Genomic DNA, 20,583 nt, shown 5'->3' with positions numbered 1-20,583 from the left:
TTTTTAGCTAGAAAGGAGAAAAATATGAGAAAAGTTTTTCTTGGTTTCATTGTCTATGCATTAGCCGAGTTGGCGTTATTAATAGTAATCGGTCAAAATATTGGTGTTCTAAATACATTATTGCTTATAGTCGCTACGAGTATTATAGGTATTTATATAGTGAAAAATAAAGGTATGAATTCTGTACAAAAGGTAAAAAATACGATAGCACGCGGAGAAGCTCCGGGACCAGTATTAGTTGACACAGTATTAAATTTCAGTGGTGGTGTACTTCTAGCATTACCAGGTTTTATAACAGATCTTGTTGGTTTATTACTGCTCATGCCTTTTTCTCGCAAAATGTTCCAGCCAATCTTTTATTATTGGATGCGGAAAAAAATGAAAAAAGGTCAATTTATCATCGTTCAAAAATAGCATTATCCTTTAGTTTAACCGCCAAAAATAAAAATATAGGGCTCAGTAAGATGCCGTAAAAACCAAATAATAAAATAGAGGCAGCACTGATGAAAAAAGTATGGAATGTACGTAATTGTAATGTATTTGACCAAAGCATGGATTCAGCTAGCTGCCTTGTTAATTGAACGAAGAGATACAAAAGTAAAATAGCTACACATAAAAAGGTATTGCCTTTTAAGTAAAAATAAATGCTCATAGGTACAAGAAATACCCCAATCCCAAAGAACGGAAGTACATCTGCAAATGCAACTATAAAAGCTTTAATGATGGCTTGTTCAAATTGGAGAATCATAAATCCCGCACAAAGGATGAGCAGTGTAATCGTGAATAGCTGAAACTCCACGTACAAAAAGTAATGAAATAGCTGCATTATTTTAGAAAAATGCTTCTGCCATTCATTGCGGAATTTTTTTGGCACATATTGAAAAAACCAATATCGGGATTTGCGAGTTTCCAATAGGGCGAAATAGTAAGCAACAAGGAATATAAATACTTCAATTACATGCTTCATGAATAGTTGGAAAATATTAGCTGTATATAAAAAGATTGAATCGAAAATGGAAAGCGATTTTTCCTTTAAAACTTGAATGAACATTGATTCATATTCATTGAAAAGTGGGAAATTTTGCAATGTATCTCTGATTTCAGGGAAGACAAGAATAATACTGTTTATCGATATGATAACGAGAAGAAAAACGCAAGCTAGTATAAGTGCTTCCACAATAATTGCTGCAAGCCAATAGGTGATTTTACAATAAGAGTGAAGGAATTTTATGATAGGATAAGTAGAAAAAGACAAAAATATCGCAAGTGATACAGGTAATACGAACCACAATATCACTAAATAGAATATAAAAAACAAAGCACTTGTAGTTCTTTCGTATGAAAAATATTTAATATTCCTCATTTTTACAAATTCACCCCGTTTCAATTGATAAATCAATATTGAAATATGCAAAAGAATCTCTTTGAAGCCCATTTATAATCGCTCGTGCACCTTTTTCTTTATTCGGAGGTTTTTCATTCACAAAGCTGTCAAAAATGATTATAATAGCAATGTAAGCGATTAACTTAATGGTTCATATGAGCAAAAAACGTAAATGCGAGCTAATAATTGCATTTACCACAAAAAAATATATTATGAGGGAGCGATAATTTATGTCAGCAACTAAAGGTTTAGAAGGTATCGTAGCAGCGGAATCTAAAATCAGTTCAATTATCGATGACACACTTACATATGTTGGTTACAACATTGATGATTTAGCAGAGAATGCGTCATTCGAAGAGGTAATTTATTTATTATGGCATACTCGTTTACCAAAAGCGGACGAGCTAGCTGAATTAAAACAACAATTGGCAGACAACATGTCTATTCCACAAGCAATCGTAGATCAATTCAAAACATACCCACTTTCAACTGTACATCCAATGGCTGCACTACGTACTGCAGTATCTTTACTTGGTGTATTCGATGAAGAAGCGGATGTTATGGATACAGAAGCTAACTACCGTAAAGCAATCCGTTTACAAGCTAAAATTGCAACAGTAGTTACTGCATTTGCGCGTGTTCGTAAAGGTTTAGAGCCAGTTGCACCAAAACCAGAATTAGGATATGCAGCAAACTTCTTATACATGCTTAAAGGTGAAGAACCAGCAGCAATCGAAGTTGAAGCATTCGACAAAGCATTAGTATTACATGCTGACCACGAATTAAATGCATCTACATTCACAGCACGTGTATGTGTAGCTACATTATCAGATGTTTATTCTGGTGTAACTGCAGCTATCGGTGCATTAAAAGGACCACTTCATGGTGGTGCAAATGAGCAAGTTATGAAAATGTTAACTGAAATCGGCTCACTTGAAAACGTTGAATCTTATATTCAAAATAAATTAGATAACAAAGAAAAAATCATGGGCTTCGGTCACCGCGTATACCGCAAAGGCGACCCACGTGCACCACACTTACGTGTAATGTCACAAAAATTAACTGAGCTAACTGGTAAACCAGAGCTTTATGAAATGTCAGTTAAAATCCATGACATGATCGTAGAACAAAAGAAATTACCTGCAAACGTAGACTTCTTCTCTGCGTCAGTGTATGATTCTTTAGGTATTGATCATGACCTATTCACACCAATTTTCGCAGTATCACGTACTTCTGGTTGGGTAGCTCATATTTTAGAGCAATATGCTAACAACCGCCTAATCCGTCCACGTGCAGAGTATGTTGGACCAGGCATGCAAAAATATGTTCCAGTCAGCGAGCGCTAATTCGGAAAATATGCTAGAATATTTGGGACTGTGTTACTGAAAACACAGTCCTATGATTATGAATTTAGGAGGCAACATCAATGTCAAACAAAATTGTAGTTGAAAATGGCGTACTTAATGTACCAAACAATCCAGTAATTCCTTTCATCGAAGGTGACGGAATTGGTCCAGATATTTGGGCTGCAGCATCACGCGTAATCGACGCAGCAGTAGAAAAAGCTTACAATGGTGAAAAGAAAATTGAATGGTTAGAAGTTCTAGCTGGTGAAAAAGCATTCAACCAAACTGGTGAATGGTTACCACAAGAAACTTTAGACAAAATTAACGAATACCTAATCGCAATCAAAGGTCCTCTTACTACTCCAATCGGTGGTGGTATCCGCTCTCTAAACGTAGCATTACGTCAACAGCTTGACCTATATGTATGCTTACGTCCAGTACGTCACTTTGATGGAGTACCTTCTCCAGTTAAACGCCCAGAAGACGTTGAAATGGTTATCTTCCGCGAAAACACAGAAGACATCTATGCTGGTATTGAATTCGAATCTGGCTCTGAACAAGCACAAAAAATCATCAACTTCCTACAAACTGAATTTGGTGTTAACCAAATCCGCTTCCCAGAAACTTCTGGTATCGGTGTAAAACCTGTATCTAAAGAAGGTACTGAGCGTTTAGTACGTTCTGCTATCGAATACGCTATTAAACATAAACGCCCATCTGTTACTTTAGTACACAAAGGTAACATCATGAAATTCACTGAAGGTGGATTCAAAAAATGGGGTTATGAATTAGCTGAAAAAGAATTTGCTGATCAAACATTCACTTGGAACCAATATGATGCTATTAAAGCTGAACAAGGTGAAGAAGCAGCAAACAAAGCACAAACTGACGCTTTAGCAGCTGGTAAAATCTTAGTTAAAGATTCTATCGCTGATATCTTCTTACAACAAATCTTAACTCGTCCAACTGAGTTCGACGTAGTTGCTACAATGAATTTAAACGGTGACTATATCTCTGACGCATTAGCTGCACAAGTTGGTGGTATCGGTATCGCTCCAGGCGCAAACATTAACTATGTAACTGGACACGCGATCTTCGAAGCTACTCACGGTACAGCTCCAAAATATGCTGGTCAAGATAAAGTAAACCCATCTTCAGTATTACTTTCAGGTGTATTAATGCTTGAACACTTAGGATGGCAAGAAGCAGCTGACATGGTTACTAAATCTGTAGAGAAAACAATCTCTTCTAAAGTTGTAACTTACGACTTCGCTCGTTTAATGGACGGCGCTAAAGAAGTAAAATGTTCAGAATTCGCTACTGAATTAATCAAAAACCTATAATTTTCTATTCTAAAATAGAAATTATAGTTAAAGCGGAAGTATATTCTGCCGATATAATTAGGGTGAAATGTAAATTTCTATTGACCTTAGCTTAATAAAATATTTACGATGAACTTGTTTGATCGAGGGAGGAGAATTTATTCTCCTCCTTCTTTTAATTTCTTTCAGCGGGTGTTTAAACACCCGCTGAAAGAAGCCTCCGGCGGATGTCATGGAATCGGAAAGGAGTTCTTTGTGCTTGCACAAAGCCGATTCCTGACGCAATTATGCCGAGGCATAATTGATTAAATAACCTAATTTAAAGGAGCGTATTCGAATGTCTCTGAAACGAAAAAAAATCTCAGTAATCGGTAGCGGTTTTACTGGCGCTACTGCAGCATTTTTAGCGGCTCAAAAAGAACTTGGTGATGTAGTGTTAGTGGATATTCCTCAAGCTGAAAATCCAACTAAAGGTAAAGCTCTAGATATGTGGGAAGCTGCACCAGTGCAAGGCTATGATTCTTATGTTAAAGGTACTTCTAATTATGCAGATACTGCAGATTCTGATGTAGTAATTATCACTGCTGGCGTTGCTCGTAAACCAGGTATGAGCCGTGACGATCTTGTTCAAATTAACCAAGATGTAATGAAAGCTGTTTCTAAGGAAATTGCTAAGTACTCACCAAATGCAACAATCCTCGTTCTTACAAACCCAGTTGATGCAATGACTTACACAGTATTCAAAGAAACTGGTTTCCCTAAAAATCGTGTAATAGGTCAATCAGGTGTACTTGATACAGCTCGTTTCTGTGCGTTTGTAGCTGAAGAACTGAATATCTCAGTAAAAGACATCACAGGTTTTGTGTTAGGTGGTCATGGTGATACAATGGTGCCACTTACTCGCTACTCGTTCGCTGGTGGTATTCCATTAGAATCATTAATTCCAGCAGATCGTCTTGAAGAGATTGTAGACCGTACACGTAAAGGTGGCGCTGAAATCGTTAACCTCCTTGGTAATGGTTCTGCATATTATGCTCCTTCAGCGGCGCTTATTGAAATGGCGGAAGCTATCATTAAAGACCAAAAACGTATACTTCCATCTATTGCATACTTAGAAGGCGAATATGGCTACAATGATTTATATCTAGGTGTTCCGACATTATTAGGTGCAAATGGTATAGAAAAAATCTTTGAGCTTGATTTAACAGACAATGAAAAAGCAGCTTTAGATAAATCGGCAGAGGCTGTCCGCGACGTTATGAAAGTTTTAGCTTAATAAGAGTTTATGAAATCGAGTGGGATTCATTCCTACTCGATTTTATGTTGTTGAAAAACTATTATTTCAATGAAATTAAAGTCATATTAATTAAAGTATGACTCTTTTGCAAAGCGAGTGGTTGATTTCCGTTCCGACTGGGCGCTTTGTAGCTGACGCTTTGCTTTCGCTACAGAAACACATTTGTTGCTGCCGCTTCGCTTTCGCACAGAGCAAAGCTTCCTGGGGGCGTCCGATGAGCCGCTTAGGCCAACACGATGTTGGTCACGAAGGCGTTATCACAGGATGTGATGCTCTTAGCCTTCGTTCCCCTATTTGCTCGCTCCAGGGTCTCGGGCCAACACGATGTTGGTCACGAAGGCGTTATCACAGGACGTGATGGTTTTAGCCTTCGTTCCTCTATTGCTGATCCCCGAGGAGTCGCCCAGCCTCCACTCCAATCAACCACTTCATATAGCATGTATTTTCTGACATATCTATTAAGCGATAAAACGAAACCTTTGCAATGTTCTGTCTGTGTAAAAGTAAAGTGCTAACGAAGCTATAGCAATAGATTTACAATTGCGTCACTGTTATATGTCTGTTCGATTTTGGTGAGTAGCCATGGCGATAATAAATGCGCTTGTAAGTATGCTCGTATAACAATGTACATTTTTGCTCACCAATGTATATTACAACTTTACTTGGATTGGCTAGCATGATAGCCTTGTTCGGCTATGTAGTCGCTGGTTTTGGCTGATATTTATGAGAGTAGAGGTTTCAATGTCAAGTTGTAAATATTCATACACATGAATATTTGAGAGAAAGTGTACATACTAAGACAAACAAAAATGTACATTTCGATGCGAACATTTATAGCGTTGAAATATATAAATTTATAAGAAATTCTACGCTATCGCAAGGCTACTCGACTCCCGTGGGAAAGCGAGTAGCCTGGAACGGAAATCAACCCCACGTTTTGGTAGTAAACTTTTATCATTTTCGCTTTGGTGTAATGGTAGCTGTCGCGTTCTATTTGTTACAAATAAAAAATGCTAAATGAAGATAAAATGGTTCTTCTGCTTTTCGTTGTACTTTTGGAATAAAATTGATACTATGAAGGTATATGATAGAAAAGGGGTTGGCGTATTTTTGCTTCAAAAAAACAGTAAGCTTGGTCTCACTATTGATGAAATTACAGTTGGCGAGAAGATTCATATTACCGAAAAGATAGAAGATAAGGATTTACTGCTTTATTTAGGACTTACGAATGATAATAATCCGCTTTATATTCAACATGATTATGCAGCGATGACACCTTTTCAAAAGCCAATCGTACCAACAATCATGTTAAATGGCATTATTACTTCAGCTGTGTCAAAGTATATCCCTGGACCAGGTGCACGAATTATTGAGCAACATATAAAATATTTAGAACCGCTCTATCATTATGAATTATTTGATACTCTTTTAGAGGTAACAGAAGTAAATAAATTGCAAAATACAATTACTGTATCGGTACACTCTTATAATGAGCAGAAGCAGCTTATGATTGAGGGTACTTTGCTGGTGACACCACCGCTTACTTTATAGACGTCTTGAGATTTGAAATGGGGGTTTCAAATCACTAACGGAGGCTTTAAACATGACAAAAACGATTTTAGTTGTAGAAGATGAATTTTCGATTGCGACATTATTGAAATATAATTTAGAACAGGCTGGATATCTTGTAGAAACAGCCGCAGACGGTCAAGAGGGTCTAGATAAGGCAATCGACTTACAACCAGATTTAATTTTATTAGATTTGATGCTTCCAAGGCTTGATGGTATGGAGGTTTGTAAACAGATCCGTCAACAACGTATGAATACACCTATTATTATGCTAACAGCAAAGGATGATGAGTTCGATAAAGTACTTGGTCTAGAGCTAGGAGCAGATGATTATATGACAAAGCCCTTTAGTCCGCGCGAAGTGTTAGCACGGGTAAAGGCGGTTTTAAGACGTTTTACACAAAATGTAGTGCCAGAAGAGAAGAATGGGCCACAAGAGAAAATGTTTGAATTTGGACAATTGCGTGTTTTTCCAGAGCGTTTTGAAGTATTTTTACAGGATGAGGCACTGGAATTTACACCAAAGGAATTTGAGCTACTCATTTATTTACTTGAAAATAAAAACCGGGTTTTAACACGTGATCAGCTATTAAGTGCTGTATGGAAGTATGACTTTGCTGGTGATACTCGAATTGTAGATGTACACATTAGCCACCTTCGCGATAAAATCGAAGAAAATAGCCGTAAGCCGATGTTCATCAAGACAATTCGTGGCCTTGGCTATAAATTCGAGGAGCCGAAGACGACATGAAATCAATGAGCAACCGCTTATTCTTGACATTCATGCTATTGCTTGGATCGATATTAGCTGTCCTAATGATTGTTATAGGTCAGCTTTTTCCTGTTTATATAGAACAGTACAATGAGCAAGCTAGTTCACAGGTGCAAGAATCCGTTAACCAAGTATTAGATGAACGAAAGATTGAACTATCAAAAGAAGATAGAGAGGCACTGTATACTGCTCAAAACATTGAGGCAACAGATTCTCTAATATCGACTGTTCATGCGCGACTTTATGTTGTGCTAGCGATTCTTTTTTTTATAGCGCTTATTTTAATGGCTATTGTAAGTCGCTATATGATTCGAAATTTCACTGCTCCTATTGATAACGTGACAGATACAGCACTTGAACTGGCGAAGGGAAATTACCGTGCTCGTGCCCATGAAAATGAGCATGAACGCATGATGCCACTTAGTCACTCCATCAATATTTTAGCGCGTAACTTACAGGATATTACGGCGATTCGCGAGGTAGAAGAGGAAAGGCTTAAAACGTTAATTGAAAACATGGGAAGCTCCCTCATGATGATTGGACGTGAGGGGAATATATCTATCGTGAACCGTGTATTTTTAGAGCGTTTCGGTATGCAAATTGACGATGTACAAGGGAAAGTTTTTCGTACAATTGGCTTACCTAAATCCCTGGAGCAATTTATCGACCATGTGTTTCTAACTGAAATGCCTTATCGACAACAAATTAAAATGGAGGTCCAACAGGAGCTGTACAATAAGGAAGTGTATGGAGCACCTGTTATAGGGGATCATGGTCGATGGCTTGGTGTTGTTATCGTTATGCACGATATTACAGAGCTTGTTCGTTTAGAGCAGATTCGTAAGGATTTTGTAGCAAATGTATCCCATGAATTGCGTACACCTATTACATCTATTAAAGGCTTTTCTGAAACTTTACTGGATGGTGCATATAAGGATGAAAAAATGCTGCTATCTTTTTTAGAGATCATTTATAAGGAAAGTAACCGTCTGCAGATGCTTATCCAAGATTTACTAGAATTATCGAAAATTGAACAGCATGGTTTTACCGTTAATATTATGCCGATGGGCTTGCAAGATGTACTTATACGTGGAGCAGAGCTGACTGGACCTCGTCTGGATGAGAAAAATATGAGCTTTCATGTTGATATAGAACGTGATGTTCAGGTAATGGGTGATGCGAATCGTATCATTCAAATTGTCACTAATTTAATTACTAATGCTATTACGTACTCTCCGGAAAATACAATCGTTACGATTCGATTAAAGGAAAATGAAACGTACGGTATTCTTGAAATTGAAGACCAAGGTATAGGAATTGAAAAGAATGAAATTGCCCGTGTCTTTGAACGGTTTTACCGTGTGGATCGTGCACGAAGTAGGAATTCTGGGGGTACAGGTTTAGGGCTTGCTATTGTGAAGCACTTAGTAGAGGCGCATCACGGTCGCATTCAGGTAGAAAGTGAAGTTGGCGTCGGGACAAAAATGATTGTCATGATTCCGAAAAATTAACGAATTCTTTACAATAGCACAATTTTAGATTCACAATGGGGCCTTATACTTGTCAGTAGAAACCCCTATATAATTGTTAAGACTTTAAAATAGCCAAAAAAATCTTTATATATGAGGAATTTTTAACTTCTTTCAGTGGCTGTCTAAACATCCGCTGAAAGAAGTCAAACCTTCCAGACGCAATTATGCCGATGCATAACTTATTTGTGTTGCTTAGTTATCGCCAATAGGAAGAATCTATTACCAAACTTTTTGGTGGTAGATTCTTTTTCTGTTTTACACGTAACGTAAATAGGTGTAAAGTATAGTAGCATAATATTCAACTAATAAACAATGTACTTGTTAGTTGAACCAATCAGGCTTTTACGGTCTGCACTTATCAGAAGTGATCTATATTCTGACCGTTAAGCGGGATAAAAAATTGAAAGAAGGATGACCATGAAAATCGTCAATAGTATCGTGCAAATCGGCTATCTTTATGTAATTTTATTTATTGGGAATAGTATTGCACGTCTACTTCACTTGCCGATTCCAGGGAGCATAATTGGACTAGTCTTATTGTTTTTACTTTTGCAGTTTCATATTATTAAGCTTGAATGGATTGAGCTAGGTGCAGGTTTATTACTTAGTGAATTATTACTATTTTTCATTCCATCTGCTATCGGAGTAATCGATTATACTGCATTATTCGGTGTGCAAGGTGTGAAAGCTGTGCTTGTTATTGTATTGAGTGCCATAGTTGTAATGTTTGCAACAGGTTTCACAGCACAATTGCTAGGGCAACGAAAGAAAGGTGATACTGCATGAGCTTGTTAATAGCTTTAGTAAGTTTACTAGGTACTATTGCAGTTTTTTATACTAGTAAAATGTTTTATAAAAAGTATCAGAAGGAATGGTTAACACCTATACTAATCACACCATTAGTGGCAATTATCATCTTGCTACTAACGGGTACATCCTATAAATCCTATACTGCAGGGGCCGGTATTTTATCAAATTTACTAGGGCCAGCAACAGTTGCATTTGCGGTACCAATTTATAAAAATTTTGACCTATTAAAGAAACATGCTTTTGAAATTGTTCTAAGTATTGCAGTTGGCTCAGCTGTTGCTATTACATCATCATTTATCTTTGCTGTATTAGTTGGATTAAATAATGAGCTTGTGCATAGCATAGTTCCACGCTCAGTTACTACACCAATAGCGATGGACATTTCCAATATGATTGGTGGCTCTCCTACTCTTACTGCAGTTTTCGTTATGGTAACTGGTATTTTAGGGAGTCTAATAGCACCATTAGTTATTAAAGTATGTCGTTTCCATCGACCATCCTCTAGAGGTCTACTGTTAGGAATGGGAGCACATGGTACGGGTACCTCTAAAGCATTTGAATTTGGTGAGCTAGAAGGTACTTTTGCAAGTCTTGCTATGATTGTAGCTGCATTAATTAGCATTGTTTTATCAACAACATTTTTCCCAGCATTTGAACATCTAGTTGTCAATATCCTGTTGCCTTAAATGGTAGCAGGATTTTTTTTCAGTTCTATTTTATTTGGATGGCCAGTGCAGGAACGTTTGGTGAACTTGCTCCTTATGTCAAACTGCCTAAAATAAAAAAATGGTTTATTAAAATATTTTGAAACTTTTTAAGAGGTGCCCCGTATACATTAGTACTAAGCTTAAGGGAGGATTAGACATGAGTGTGAAAAGGTCACTAATGATGGTGGGACTTGGCATTTTCGGGATTGTTGCACTTATTTCGGTATTTACATCATGGTACACGGTAGATGAATCAGAACAAGCAGTTGTCATTACGTTCGGTCGTGCCGATAATACAGTAACAGAACCAGGTTTACATTTTAAATTACCTTGGCCTGTACAATCGGTTGAGGTATTATCGAAGGAAACATTTAGTTTAAAGTTTGGCTATAAGCAAGATAAAAATGGAGAATTGGAAGCTTATGATGCTGAAACGAAAATGATTACAGGGGATGAGCATATTGTTTTAACAGACCTTGTCGTTCAATGGAAGATTACAGAACCGAAAAAGTATTTATTCAGCTCACAAGATCCAGAAAAAATATTACATAGCGCTACGTCGAGTGCAATTCGATCAATTATTGGGAGTTCAAAAATCGACGCTGCGTTAACAGAGGGAAAAGCGGACATAGAAGCAAAATCACGAGATTTACTCGTTTCTCTTATTGAAAAATACGATATTGGTATTAGTGTTTTAGGGGTAAAACTACAGGATGTTGAGTTACCGAACGCAGATGTGCGAGCAGCCTTTACAGCTGTTACAGACGCACGTGAAATGAAAAATACAAAAATTAATCAAGCAAAAAAATATAATAATCAGCGTACTAATGAGGCTGAAGGTGAAAAGGATGCTATTATCTCGAAGGCTCAAGGTGAAAAAACAGCCCGTATTGAGCAGGCTCAAGGGGATGTAGCTGTCTTTAATAAAATGTATGAGCAATATAAGGGTAATAAACAAATTACACGCGAGCGTTTAATTTTAGAAACGCTTGAAAATGTTTTACCGAAAGCACAAATTTATATTATGAATGATGATGGCAGTACAATGAAATACTTGCCTCTTCAAGCTTTGCAACCTGGGAAACAGGAGACACCTGCTGCACAGGAATCACCAAAAGAGGAGAAAAAAGAAGGGGGCGGTAACTAATGGACCAAAAAAATAAGGATCTTGAAAAATTCCTCAATTTTTTATCAGGTAAATCCAAAAATACTGCTCCAAAAGAAGAGGGTACAGTGGATAATGTGGTCAAAATGTCGAAAAAAGGCCCGTTGAATCCGAAAAAATATATTTCTCTTGCCGTAACATTTACAGCGGTTTTTGCTATTGCTTTAATATTATTTACTAATGTTTATATAGTTAAAGAATCCGAATACGCAGTTGTTAGACAGTTTGGAGAAGTAGTGAAATTTCAGAGTGAGCCTGGCTTGAAGATAAAGGTTCCATTTATTCAAAGCGTAACGAAGCTACCAAAAAACCAAATGACGTATGAAGTTTCTGAAGAAGAAATTAATACAAAGGATAAAAAACGAATTATTATTGATAATTATGCAGTTTGGCATATAACAGATCCAAAGCAACTAATTTCAAACGCAGGAACAATAGAAAAAGTTGAATCACGTATGGAAGAGTTTATTTATTCAGTTATTCGTTCAGAGCTTGGTCGAATAGAATATAAGGCGATTATTAATGATGAAGATTCTTCACGTGGGAGTATCAACGATCAGGTAACTGCACGTGTCAATGAGTTGCTTTCAAATGATAAGTATGGAATCGAAGTAATAGATGTTCGTATTCGTCGTATCGACTTGCCAACTGTAAATGAGCAATCCGTTTTTACAAATATGATTTCGGATCGTGAATCAATGTCGCAAAAATACCTATCAGAAGGTGATGCGGAGAAACGCCGTATCGAAGCTCAAACAGATAAGGAAGTTCAAGAAATGCTCGCAACAGCGAAAAAGGATGCAGCATTGATTCAAGCGGAAGGTGAAGCAGAAGCGGCTAAGATTTACAATAAATCATTCTCTCAAGACCCTGAATTCTACTCATTGTACCGTACATTAGAATCATATAAGAAAACTGTAGGGGAAGATACGGTCATTATTTTACCATCCACTTCACCATATGCAAAAATATTATCAGGCTATATAAAATAACACTATTATTCTTGCAGGGATAAGCATATGAAGTCGTCTCAAACTTTTTGAGACGGCTTTTTTACATTTATGAAACTGGCGATATATTTCTACATATTAGTTACTGGTTTAAGACTCATTAACCATAACGTGGGGTTGATTTCCGTTCCGACTGGGCGCTTTGTAGCTGCCGCTTTGCTTTCGCTACAGAAAACATTTGTTGCTGACGCTTCGCTTTCGCACAGATAAAACATTTGCCGCTGACGCTTCGCTTTCGCGCAGAGCAGAGCGGGCGTCCGATGAGCCGCTTAGGCCAACACGATGTTGGTCACGAAGGCGTTATCACAGGATGTGATGCTCTTAGCCTTCGTTCCCCTATTTGCTCGCTCCAGGGTCTCAGGCCAACAGATGTTTTTTGCGCGAAAGCGTAGTGCTAACGTAGCGGCAGCAAAAGGGTTTCATTCTGTGCGAAAACGTAGTGCAACGAAGTGACAGCAACAGCACCGATGTTGGTCACGAAGGCGTTATCACAGGATGTGATGGTTTTAGCCTTCGTTCCTCTATTGCTGATCCCCAAGGAGTCGCCCAGTCTCCACTCCAATCAACTTATGCATGGCATACGTTTACAATAAATATAATCTCTAATAAGCAGTTTATAGAAGAAATGTTTAATGAATCCGATAATATATCTCAGTTTTCATGAAATTTAGAAGGTATCGGTACTTTCGTTGATAAAAAATTCTTCAAAATAAGAAAAGTGAAGCTGCTTTTTAAGAGTGATCTAGTTATAAATTGCAATCTTATATACTATTTAATTTTTCTAGTCTGGTTTTAGGGATTTTTAATCATGTTTTTATAAATATCTTTCAATTATAGATGTTATGTTATGAAAATGATAGAAATATATAATTTTGTGTTTCGTTTATGACTATTATCTGATAGAATGATATTGTTCGAGAAATAAAAAATGGGGGTAATAGTTGTGAAGTTGCAAATTAGCAAGTGGCTCCAAAATTTGGGAATAGCCTGTAGTATTGCATCGTTATTTACACTTTTCTTCCGTCTATCAGATTTTGCATGGATCACAAAAAGTGTTTATCATATACCAGTATTTTTTGTCATTTTGTTTTTATTAGGTTTAGTTATTGCTGAGGATGTACGCAAGATATTTAAAAGAATATTTTTGTACGAGAAACGCAAGGTTAAACGTCCTATATGGCAAGTAGGGATTGGCTTTATTTTCTTCTTAGCGCAAATCGGCACTGTCATGGTGTTTAATACAGAGCTTACACATCCACAGCTTGGTGGTATGCCATTATTTTTAGTATTTGCCTTTATGAATGCCTTTATTTTGACAGTCCTATATGAAGAGATTTTTTATCGTAAAGAAAAAACTAATAAAGCCAGTGAATAACATAGATGAAGTCAATTACAACGCGTGATTGGCTTTTTTTGTGCAGTCAATCCTAAGCTATTGATGTAGAAAATTTGGCGATTTTCAACGTTATGATTGGTAAAATACCCGTTTTCTCGATAAAGTAAAAGGAAGAGGCATTTTCAAACATACGTTTTCGTTTTACAATTAAGAAGACGAAAACGCAGGAGGATAAAATCATGACAAAGGAAAAATTGCTATTATTGGACGGCAATAGTTTAGCATATCGCGCGTTTTTTGCGTTGCCATTATTGACGAATGATAGTGGAATTCATACGAATGCAGTGTACGGCTTTACAACAATGCTACAAAGAATATTAGAGGAAGAGCAGCCAACGAAAATTTTGGTTGCCTTTGATGCGGGTAAGACAACCTTCCGACATGAAACATTTACGGAATATAAGGGTGGTCGACAAAAGACTCCACCAGAATTATCTGAGCAGTTCCCTTATATACGTAAGCTTATCGATGCTTATGGTATTAAGCGATATGAGCTTGAACTGTACGAAGCGGACGATATTATAGGGACACTTGCCAAAGAAGCTTCATCACATGATATGGACGTCATCGTCGTATCAGGAGATCGTGACTTAACACAGCTCGCGACTGAGCAAGTAACAGTATATATTACTAAAAAAGGCATTACTGAAATTGAAAGAAATACACCAGAATTTATTGCAGAAAAATACGGCTTAACTCCCCAACAAATTATTGATATGAAAGGTTTAATGGGGGATTCTTCAGATAATATCCCTGGTGTACCAGGTGTCGGTGAAAAAACAGCAGTTAAATTGCTAAAAGAGCATGGTTCAGTAGAGTCGCTTTATGCGGCAATGGATACAGTGAAGGCTTCTAAAATGAAAGAAAAATTAGTTGCCAATGAAGAACAGGCACTAATGAGTAAAAAGCTAGCTACCATTTTTACAGAGGCACCGATTGAAATAACGCTTTCGGATCTTATTTATAATGGTCCGAATGAAGAAGAATTAATTAGCGTGTGGCAAGAGCTTGGCTTTAAATCATTGCTAGAGAAAAGTGATTTTACTGTCCAAGAAGAGGAACAAGCACCTTTTGACTATGAAATTGTACAAGAAGTAAAACAAGAGCATTTAAAAGATGTAATGGCAGTGCATTTGGAGCTAGAGGATGAGCATTATCATACATGTCAGCAACTAGGCATTGCACTAACAGATGGAGCGAAAACAATGTATGTGCCGTTTGATATTGCGGCTAAATCAGATGTCCTTCGTCTTTGGTTAGAAGATGCTACTAAAATAAAGTATATGTCTGATTCAAAAGCATCTCAGGCTGCGTTAAAACGTGCGGGAATTCGTTTGGCTGGTGTGGAATTTGACTTATTACTTGCTTCTTATATTAATAATCCTGCGTTAAGTGGAGATGATGTGGCAACACTTGCGAAAGAACTAGGTTATCGTAACGTGCAGGCAAATGAGACTGTTTATGGTAAAGGCGCGAAACGAGCTATACCTGCCATTGACGCACTTTCTGAGCATGCCAGCCGCAAAGCCTTTGCTGTGTGGTCTTTACAGCCGAAGCTTGAGGCATTGTTAAAGGAAAACGAACAGTTTGAACTCTATAAAAATTTAGAGCTTCCGCTTGCTTCTATTTTAGGGGAAATGGAAAGTGAGGGAATCACGGTCAATCGTGCCACATTAGAGAAGATGGGTCAGGAATTAAATGACAAGCTAATTGTTATCGAACAAGCAATTTATACTGAAGCAGGAGAAGCCTTCAATATTAATTCACCAAAGCAATTAGGTGTCATCCTCTTTGATAAACTTGGTCTTCCTGTTATTAAAAAGACAAAGACTGGTTATTCCACTGCAGCAGATGTATTGGAAAAATTAAAACCAGAGCATGCCATTATTGAGCATATTCTTTTATATCGTCAGCTTGGGAAATTACAGTCAACTTACATCGAAGGCCTGTTAAAGGAAATCCATGAAGAGGATGGAAAGGTGCATACTCGTTTCCAACAAGCACTAACTGCTACAGGACGTTTAAGCTCGACGGATCCGAATTTGCAAAACATCCCGATTCGTTTAGAAGAAGGTCGAAAAATTCGTCAAGCATTTGTGCCATCGAACGAAGATTGGATATTATTTTCTGCCGATTATTCGCAAATCGAATTGCGTGTATTGGCCCATATGTCAAAGGATGAAAACTTAGTCGATGCTTTCCGTGAAGGTATGGATGTTCATACACGTACTGCTATGGATGTATTCCATGTCTCAGAAGATGAGGTCGACAGTAATATGCGCCGTGCTGCAAAAGCAGTAAACTTTGGTATTGTCTATGGTATTAGTGATTACGGCTTATCGCAAAACTTGGATATTACCCGTAAGGAAGCTTCTACATTTATCGAGAAATATTTTGCGAGTTTCCCGGGTGTAAAACAATATATGGATGATATCGTCCAAGATGCGAAGTTTAATGGTTATGTGACAACGATTTTAAATAGACGTCGATATTTACCTGACATTACGAGCTCGAATTTCAATCTGCGAAGCTTTGCAGAGCGTACTGCGATGAATACGCCAATTCAGGGAAGTGCAGCAGATATTATTAAAAAAGCAATGATTGATATGGATGCTCGTTTGAAAAAAGAAAATATGCAGGCAAAAATCCTCTTACAAGTGCATGATGAATTAATTTTTGAAGCACCTAAAGAGGAGATTGCATTGCTTGAAAAAATAGTACCAGAGGTTATGGAGAACGCAATCGAGCTTTCAGTACCATTAAAAGTAGATTTTAACTACGGTGCGACTTGGTACGAAGCAAAATAAGGAGGGGTTAAAATGCCTGAATTACCAGAGGTTGAAGGTGTCGTCCAGGCATTAAAACCTAAAATTGAAGGGCGTACAATTCAACAGGTTCAACTATCTGAAATTATTCGTTTTTCCTTTGGAGAGGGAAAGCAATGTATCGTGAAGCAAGCTGAGCCTGATGCATTTGAAATATCCTTGTCTCAAATGACGATTACAAAAGTCGAACGACGTGCGAAATACATCTTTTTTCATTTGCTAAAAGCGGATGTCCCTTATGTGCTTGTTAGTCATTTAGGGATGACAGGTGCATGGTTTGTGGTGAACTCGCCTGAGGAAATCCTTGAGGCAAAATTTAAAAAGCATATTCATGCTACATTTCAAATGGCAGATGGTGGCTATTTAATTTATTCGGATATACGCCGCTTTGGTGAACTACGTTTTTTAACAAAAATTGAAGATCATGTACCATTAACAAAAATGGCGCCAGAGCCATTCGATGAAATAGCGTGTGATTATTTTATTGCGAAATCAAAGTTACCGAAATATGAGAAAAAGGCCGTTAAGGATGTCATTATGGATGGGCAGGTTATTTCGGGCTGTGGCAATATTTATGCTACCGAAGCATTATTTGCTCAAAAAATTCATCCGGCACGCACGATGAACCGCATCAGTGAAAAGAGTAAGCGTGCATTATTCGAGGCAATTGTCGCGATTTTACGTCAAAGCATTGAAGCTGGGGGTTCAACAATTTCAGATTATCGTAATATTAATGGTGAGGCTGGAAGTATGCAGAATCGACTGCAAATGTATGGAAAGAAGATATGTTCTACGTGTGGTACTGCAACAAGCCAAATGACGATAGGTGGGCGCACATCAGTCTTTTGCCCAAATTGTCAACATTAAAGGGGATTTAACTATGATTATCGGATTAACAGGAAGTATTGCAAGCGGAAAAAGTACAGTAGTAAAAATGATGACAGCACTTGGTTTACCGATTGTCGATGCAGATATTGTTGCACGTGATGTTGTAGAACCAGGAACGGAGACTTTAAAGTTAATAGCTGAAAATTTTGGACAAGATATATTGCTAGAAGACGGTAGTTTAAATCGTGCCAAGCTTGGCGATATCATTTTTCACGAACCTGCCAAGCGTAAAATGCTAAATGATATTATGCATCCTGCTATTCGTCAGGAAATGCTACGCCAACGCGATGCTTATTTAGAGGCTGGCGAAAAGCATGTTGTGATGGATATTCCGCTTTTATTTGAAAGTCAGTTACAGCATTTTGTCGAGCGTATTATCGTGGTATCGGTCAGTGAAGAGGTACAGCTTCGTCGATTAATGGAGCGTAACAACTTATCGAAAGAAGATGCACTAGCTCGAATGCGTTCTCAGTTACCTATGTCAGTCAAAGAAAAAGGTGCCCATGCGGTTATATATAATAATGAAAATCTAGAACAAACAGAGCACCAATTAACAAAAATCCTGACATATTGGAACGTAATTAATTAAAAATTTGTAAAATCATTTGATGCGTAGCAATGACATATTGCTACGCATTTCATTTTTTTGAAAAACTATATGTCAATGAAATTAAGATGTCATATTAAATAAAGTATGGCTCTTTCGGCAAAATGGGTGGTTGATTTCCGTTCCAGCTGGGCGCTTTCCTGGGGGCGTCCGATGAGCCGCTTCACTCGCGATGCTCGCTCCAGGGTCTCATCTGTGACGCTAATCCCCAAGGAGTCGCCCAGCTTCCACTCCAATCAACACTTCACATAGCAAGTATTTTCTTGAAGGGCATTCTAATTTATAGTTATAAAATTAACCTACAGCAGTATTGTGAAAAAGCAAAGCATTAGCAATAATAGGTTACAATGCGTCACTGTTATAAGTCTTTCCTGTTCGATTAAGGTGAGTAGCAATAGTGTTACTTTTTAAATGAATAAAATTTATAGAAATTATACGCTATTGCTGATTGGAGTGGAAGGCTACTCGACTCCCGTGGGAAAGCGAGACAGGCGAGACCCTGCACGGAGCGCAGCGGAGGAAGCGGCTCGACGCTCGCCTACAGGAAGCTCTGCTCTGCGCGAAAGCGAAGCGAGTAGCCTGGAACGGAAATCACATTAAAGAGGCATGCCATTCACCGAGATTTCCTTGCCAATTTTGTTTTTTTAACAACACGAATGCGTAGCAAGAACACTTTGCTATGCATTTTTTTGTGGATTTATACCATAATAAGGACTAATTTAGGTGATTTTATTTTTCAGAAAATAAGAACTTTAATATTATGAATATATAATGTTCATCTTTTTTGAAATTGTGTTATACTATTCGCATAAAGTATATAATTAATCTGAGTATGACTCACAGGAGGATTTTATAAATGACAGTATCAGTTGCTATTAATGGTTTCGGACGTATCGGACGTATGGTTTTCCGCCAAGCGATCGTGCAAGAAAGTTTAAATATCGTTGCGATTAACGCTAGCTATCCAGCTGAAACTTTAGCACATTTGATTAAGTATGACACAAATCACGGAACATTCGAGGGTACAATTGAGCCAGCAGGCGATGCTTTAATTGTCAATGGTAAACGTGTTCAAATTATTAGCGAACGTGACCCATTAAAATTACCATGGGCAACAATGGGTGTAGATATCGTTATTGAAGCAACTGGTAAATTTAATGATCGTGAAAAAGCAGCAATGCACTTAGAAGCAGGAGCAAAGAAAGTTATCTTAACAGCACCTGGTAAAAACGAGGACGTAACAATTGTTTTAGGTGTAAATGATGAGAAACTTGATATCGCAAAACATGATGTTATTTCAAATGCTTCTTGTACAACAAACTGCTTAGCACCAGTTGCCAAAGTATTAAATGACACATTTGGAATTGAAAGCGGATTAATGACAACAGTTCACGCTTATACAAATGACCAAAAGAATTTAGATAATCCACATAAAGATTTACGTCGTGCACGTGGTTGCGCACAATCAATCATTCCAACATCTACAGGTGCTGCAAAAGCATTAAAATTAGTGTTACCAGAATTAGAAGGTAAAATTCATGGTATGGCACTTCGTGTTCCAACACCAAACGTATCATTAGTTGACCTAGTAGTTGATTTAAATACTGACGTAACAGTAGATTCTATCAATGCTGCATTTGTGAAGGCTGCTACTGAAGGTCCAATGAAAGGTATCTTAAACTTCTCAGTTGAGCCTCTAGTATCTTCTGATTACAATACAACAACTTACTCTTCTACAGTAGATGGACTTTCTACAATGGTAATGGGTAACCGCAAAGTGAAAGTACTTGCTTGGTACGACAATGAGTGGGGCTATTCTGCACGTGTAGTTGATCTTGTGAAAAAAGTGGCAAAAGCTTTAGAAACAGTTAATGCATAATTGCGTTCGAAATCGGCTTTGTGCTTGCACAAAGAACTCCTTTTTCCGATTCAGTGACATTCATCAGAGGCTCT

At 37.6% G+C, this 20,583-nt stretch carries 17 protein-coding genes; 16 read left to right on the top strand and 1 reads right to left on the bottom strand.

Annotated features, from left to right (window positions below; genetic code table 11):
* The first annotated feature begins 24 nt into the window (after positions 1-24).
* Positions 25-414, top strand: a complete 390-nt coding sequence (locus ACMZ42_RS14890) for an FxsA family protein (RefSeq protein WP_402868379.1) — start codon at positions 25-27, stop codon at positions 412-414.
* Here the strand turns inward: ACMZ42_RS14890 and ACMZ42_RS14885 are convergent.
* Positions 398-1,363 carry an AI-2E family transporter gene (locus ACMZ42_RS14885; protein WP_402868381.1) on the bottom strand — a complete coding sequence of 322 codons (966 nt, stop codon included), beginning with the start codon at positions 1,361-1,363 and terminating at the stop codon, positions 398-400. The genes ACMZ42_RS14890 and ACMZ42_RS14885 overlap by 17 nt on opposite strands.
* A 251-nt stretch (positions 1,364-1,614) precedes the next feature.
* On the opposite strand from ACMZ42_RS14885, the gene citZ reads away from it, so the two are divergent.
* The 15 genes from citZ (at position 1,615) to ACMZ42_RS14810 (ending at position 20,509) form a co-directional block, all read left to right on the top strand.
* A complete protein-coding gene (gene citZ, locus ACMZ42_RS14880) occupies positions 1,615-2,730 on the top strand; it encodes a citrate synthase (protein WP_370075677.1) in 1,116 nt (371 codons plus the stop codon).
* 80 nt (positions 2,731-2,810) lie between these two features.
* Complete coding sequence (icd, locus tag ACMZ42_RS14875; protein ID WP_370075675.1) at positions 2,811-4,073, top strand: NADP-dependent isocitrate dehydrogenase; 1,263 nt, start codon at positions 2,811-2,813, stop codon at positions 4,071-4,073.
* A gap of 316 nt (positions 4,074-4,389) precedes the next feature.
* Positions 4,390-5,328 carry a malate dehydrogenase gene (gene mdh, locus ACMZ42_RS14870; protein ID WP_370075673.1) on the top strand — a complete coding sequence of 313 codons (939 nt, stop codon included), beginning with the start codon at positions 4,390-4,392 and terminating at the stop codon, positions 5,326-5,328.
* Positions 5,329-6,459: 1,131 nt separating this feature from the next.
* Positions 6,460-6,900: a MaoC/PaaZ C-terminal domain-containing protein gene (locus ACMZ42_RS14865; protein WP_402868386.1), complete on the top strand. Its 441-nt coding sequence runs from the start codon at positions 6,460-6,462 to the stop codon at positions 6,898-6,900.
* Between the two features lie 52 nt (positions 6,901-6,952).
* The gene (locus ACMZ42_RS14860) at positions 6,953-7,669 is read left to right on the top strand and encodes a response regulator transcription factor (protein ID WP_370075669.1); all 717 of its coding nucleotides are present in this window, start codon (positions 6,953-6,955) and stop codon (positions 7,667-7,669) included.
* Positions 7,666-9,201: a two-component system histidine kinase PnpS gene (pnpS, locus tag ACMZ42_RS14855; protein WP_415731916.1), complete on the top strand. Its 1,536-nt coding sequence runs from the start codon at positions 7,666-7,668 to the stop codon at positions 9,199-9,201. The genes ACMZ42_RS14860 and pnpS overlap by 4 nt, the downstream gene beginning before the upstream one ends.
* Before the next feature lie 438 nt (positions 9,202-9,639).
* Positions 9,640-10,008 (top strand): CidA/LrgA family holin-like protein, encoded by a 369-nt coding sequence (locus ACMZ42_RS14850; protein ID WP_370075665.1) that lies wholly within the window; start codon positions 9,640-9,642, stop codon positions 10,006-10,008.
* Complete coding sequence (locus tag ACMZ42_RS14845; protein WP_415731915.1) at positions 10,005-10,718, top strand: LrgB family protein; 714 nt, start codon at positions 10,005-10,007, stop codon at positions 10,716-10,718. The genes ACMZ42_RS14850 and ACMZ42_RS14845 overlap by 4 nt, the downstream gene beginning before the upstream one ends.
* Positions 10,719-10,896: 178 nt before the next feature.
* Entirely contained in the window at positions 10,897-11,886 is a 990-nt protein-coding gene (hflK, locus tag ACMZ42_RS14840; protein ID WP_415731914.1) for an FtsH protease activity modulator HflK, read from the top strand.
* Positions 11,886-12,896, top strand: a complete 1,011-nt coding sequence (gene hflC / locus ACMZ42_RS14835) for a protease modulator HflC (protein ID WP_402868393.1) — start codon at positions 11,886-11,888, stop codon at positions 12,894-12,896. Before hflK ends, hflC begins: the two co-directional genes overlap by 1 nt.
* A gap of 961 nt (positions 12,897-13,857) precedes the next feature.
* Positions 13,858-14,289, top strand: coding sequence for a DNA polymerase I (locus ACMZ42_RS14830; protein WP_370075657.1), 432 nt, complete (start codon positions 13,858-13,860; stop codon positions 14,287-14,289).
* 200 nt (positions 14,290-14,489) lie between these two features.
* On the top strand, positions 14,490-17,117 hold the full coding sequence (gene polA / locus ACMZ42_RS14825; RefSeq protein ID WP_415731913.1) for a DNA polymerase I: 2,628 nt from the start codon (positions 14,490-14,492) through the stop codon (positions 17,115-17,117).
* A 12-nt stretch (positions 17,118-17,129) separates the two neighbouring features.
* Entirely contained in the window at positions 17,130-18,002 is an 873-nt protein-coding gene (gene mutM / locus ACMZ42_RS14820; protein WP_415731912.1) for a DNA-formamidopyrimidine glycosylase, read from the top strand.
* Positions 18,003-18,015: 13 nt separating this feature from the next.
* A complete protein-coding gene (coaE, locus tag ACMZ42_RS14815) occupies positions 18,016-18,612 on the top strand; it encodes a dephospho-CoA kinase (RefSeq protein ID WP_370075651.1) in 597 nt (198 codons plus the stop codon).
* An 874-nt stretch (positions 18,613-19,486) separates the two neighbouring features.
* Complete coding sequence (locus ACMZ42_RS14810; protein WP_370075649.1) at positions 19,487-20,509, top strand: glyceraldehyde-3-phosphate dehydrogenase; 1,023 nt, start codon at positions 19,487-19,489, stop codon at positions 20,507-20,509.
* Positions 20,510-20,583 lie beyond the last annotated feature (74 nt).

Source organism: Lysinibacillus sp. NPDC056185 (genome assembly GCF_047737915.1).
Classification (GTDB): domain Bacteria; phylum Bacillota; class Bacilli; order Bacillales_A; family Planococcaceae; genus Lysinibacillus.
This window is presented reverse-complemented; position numbering and strand designations above follow the sequence as displayed.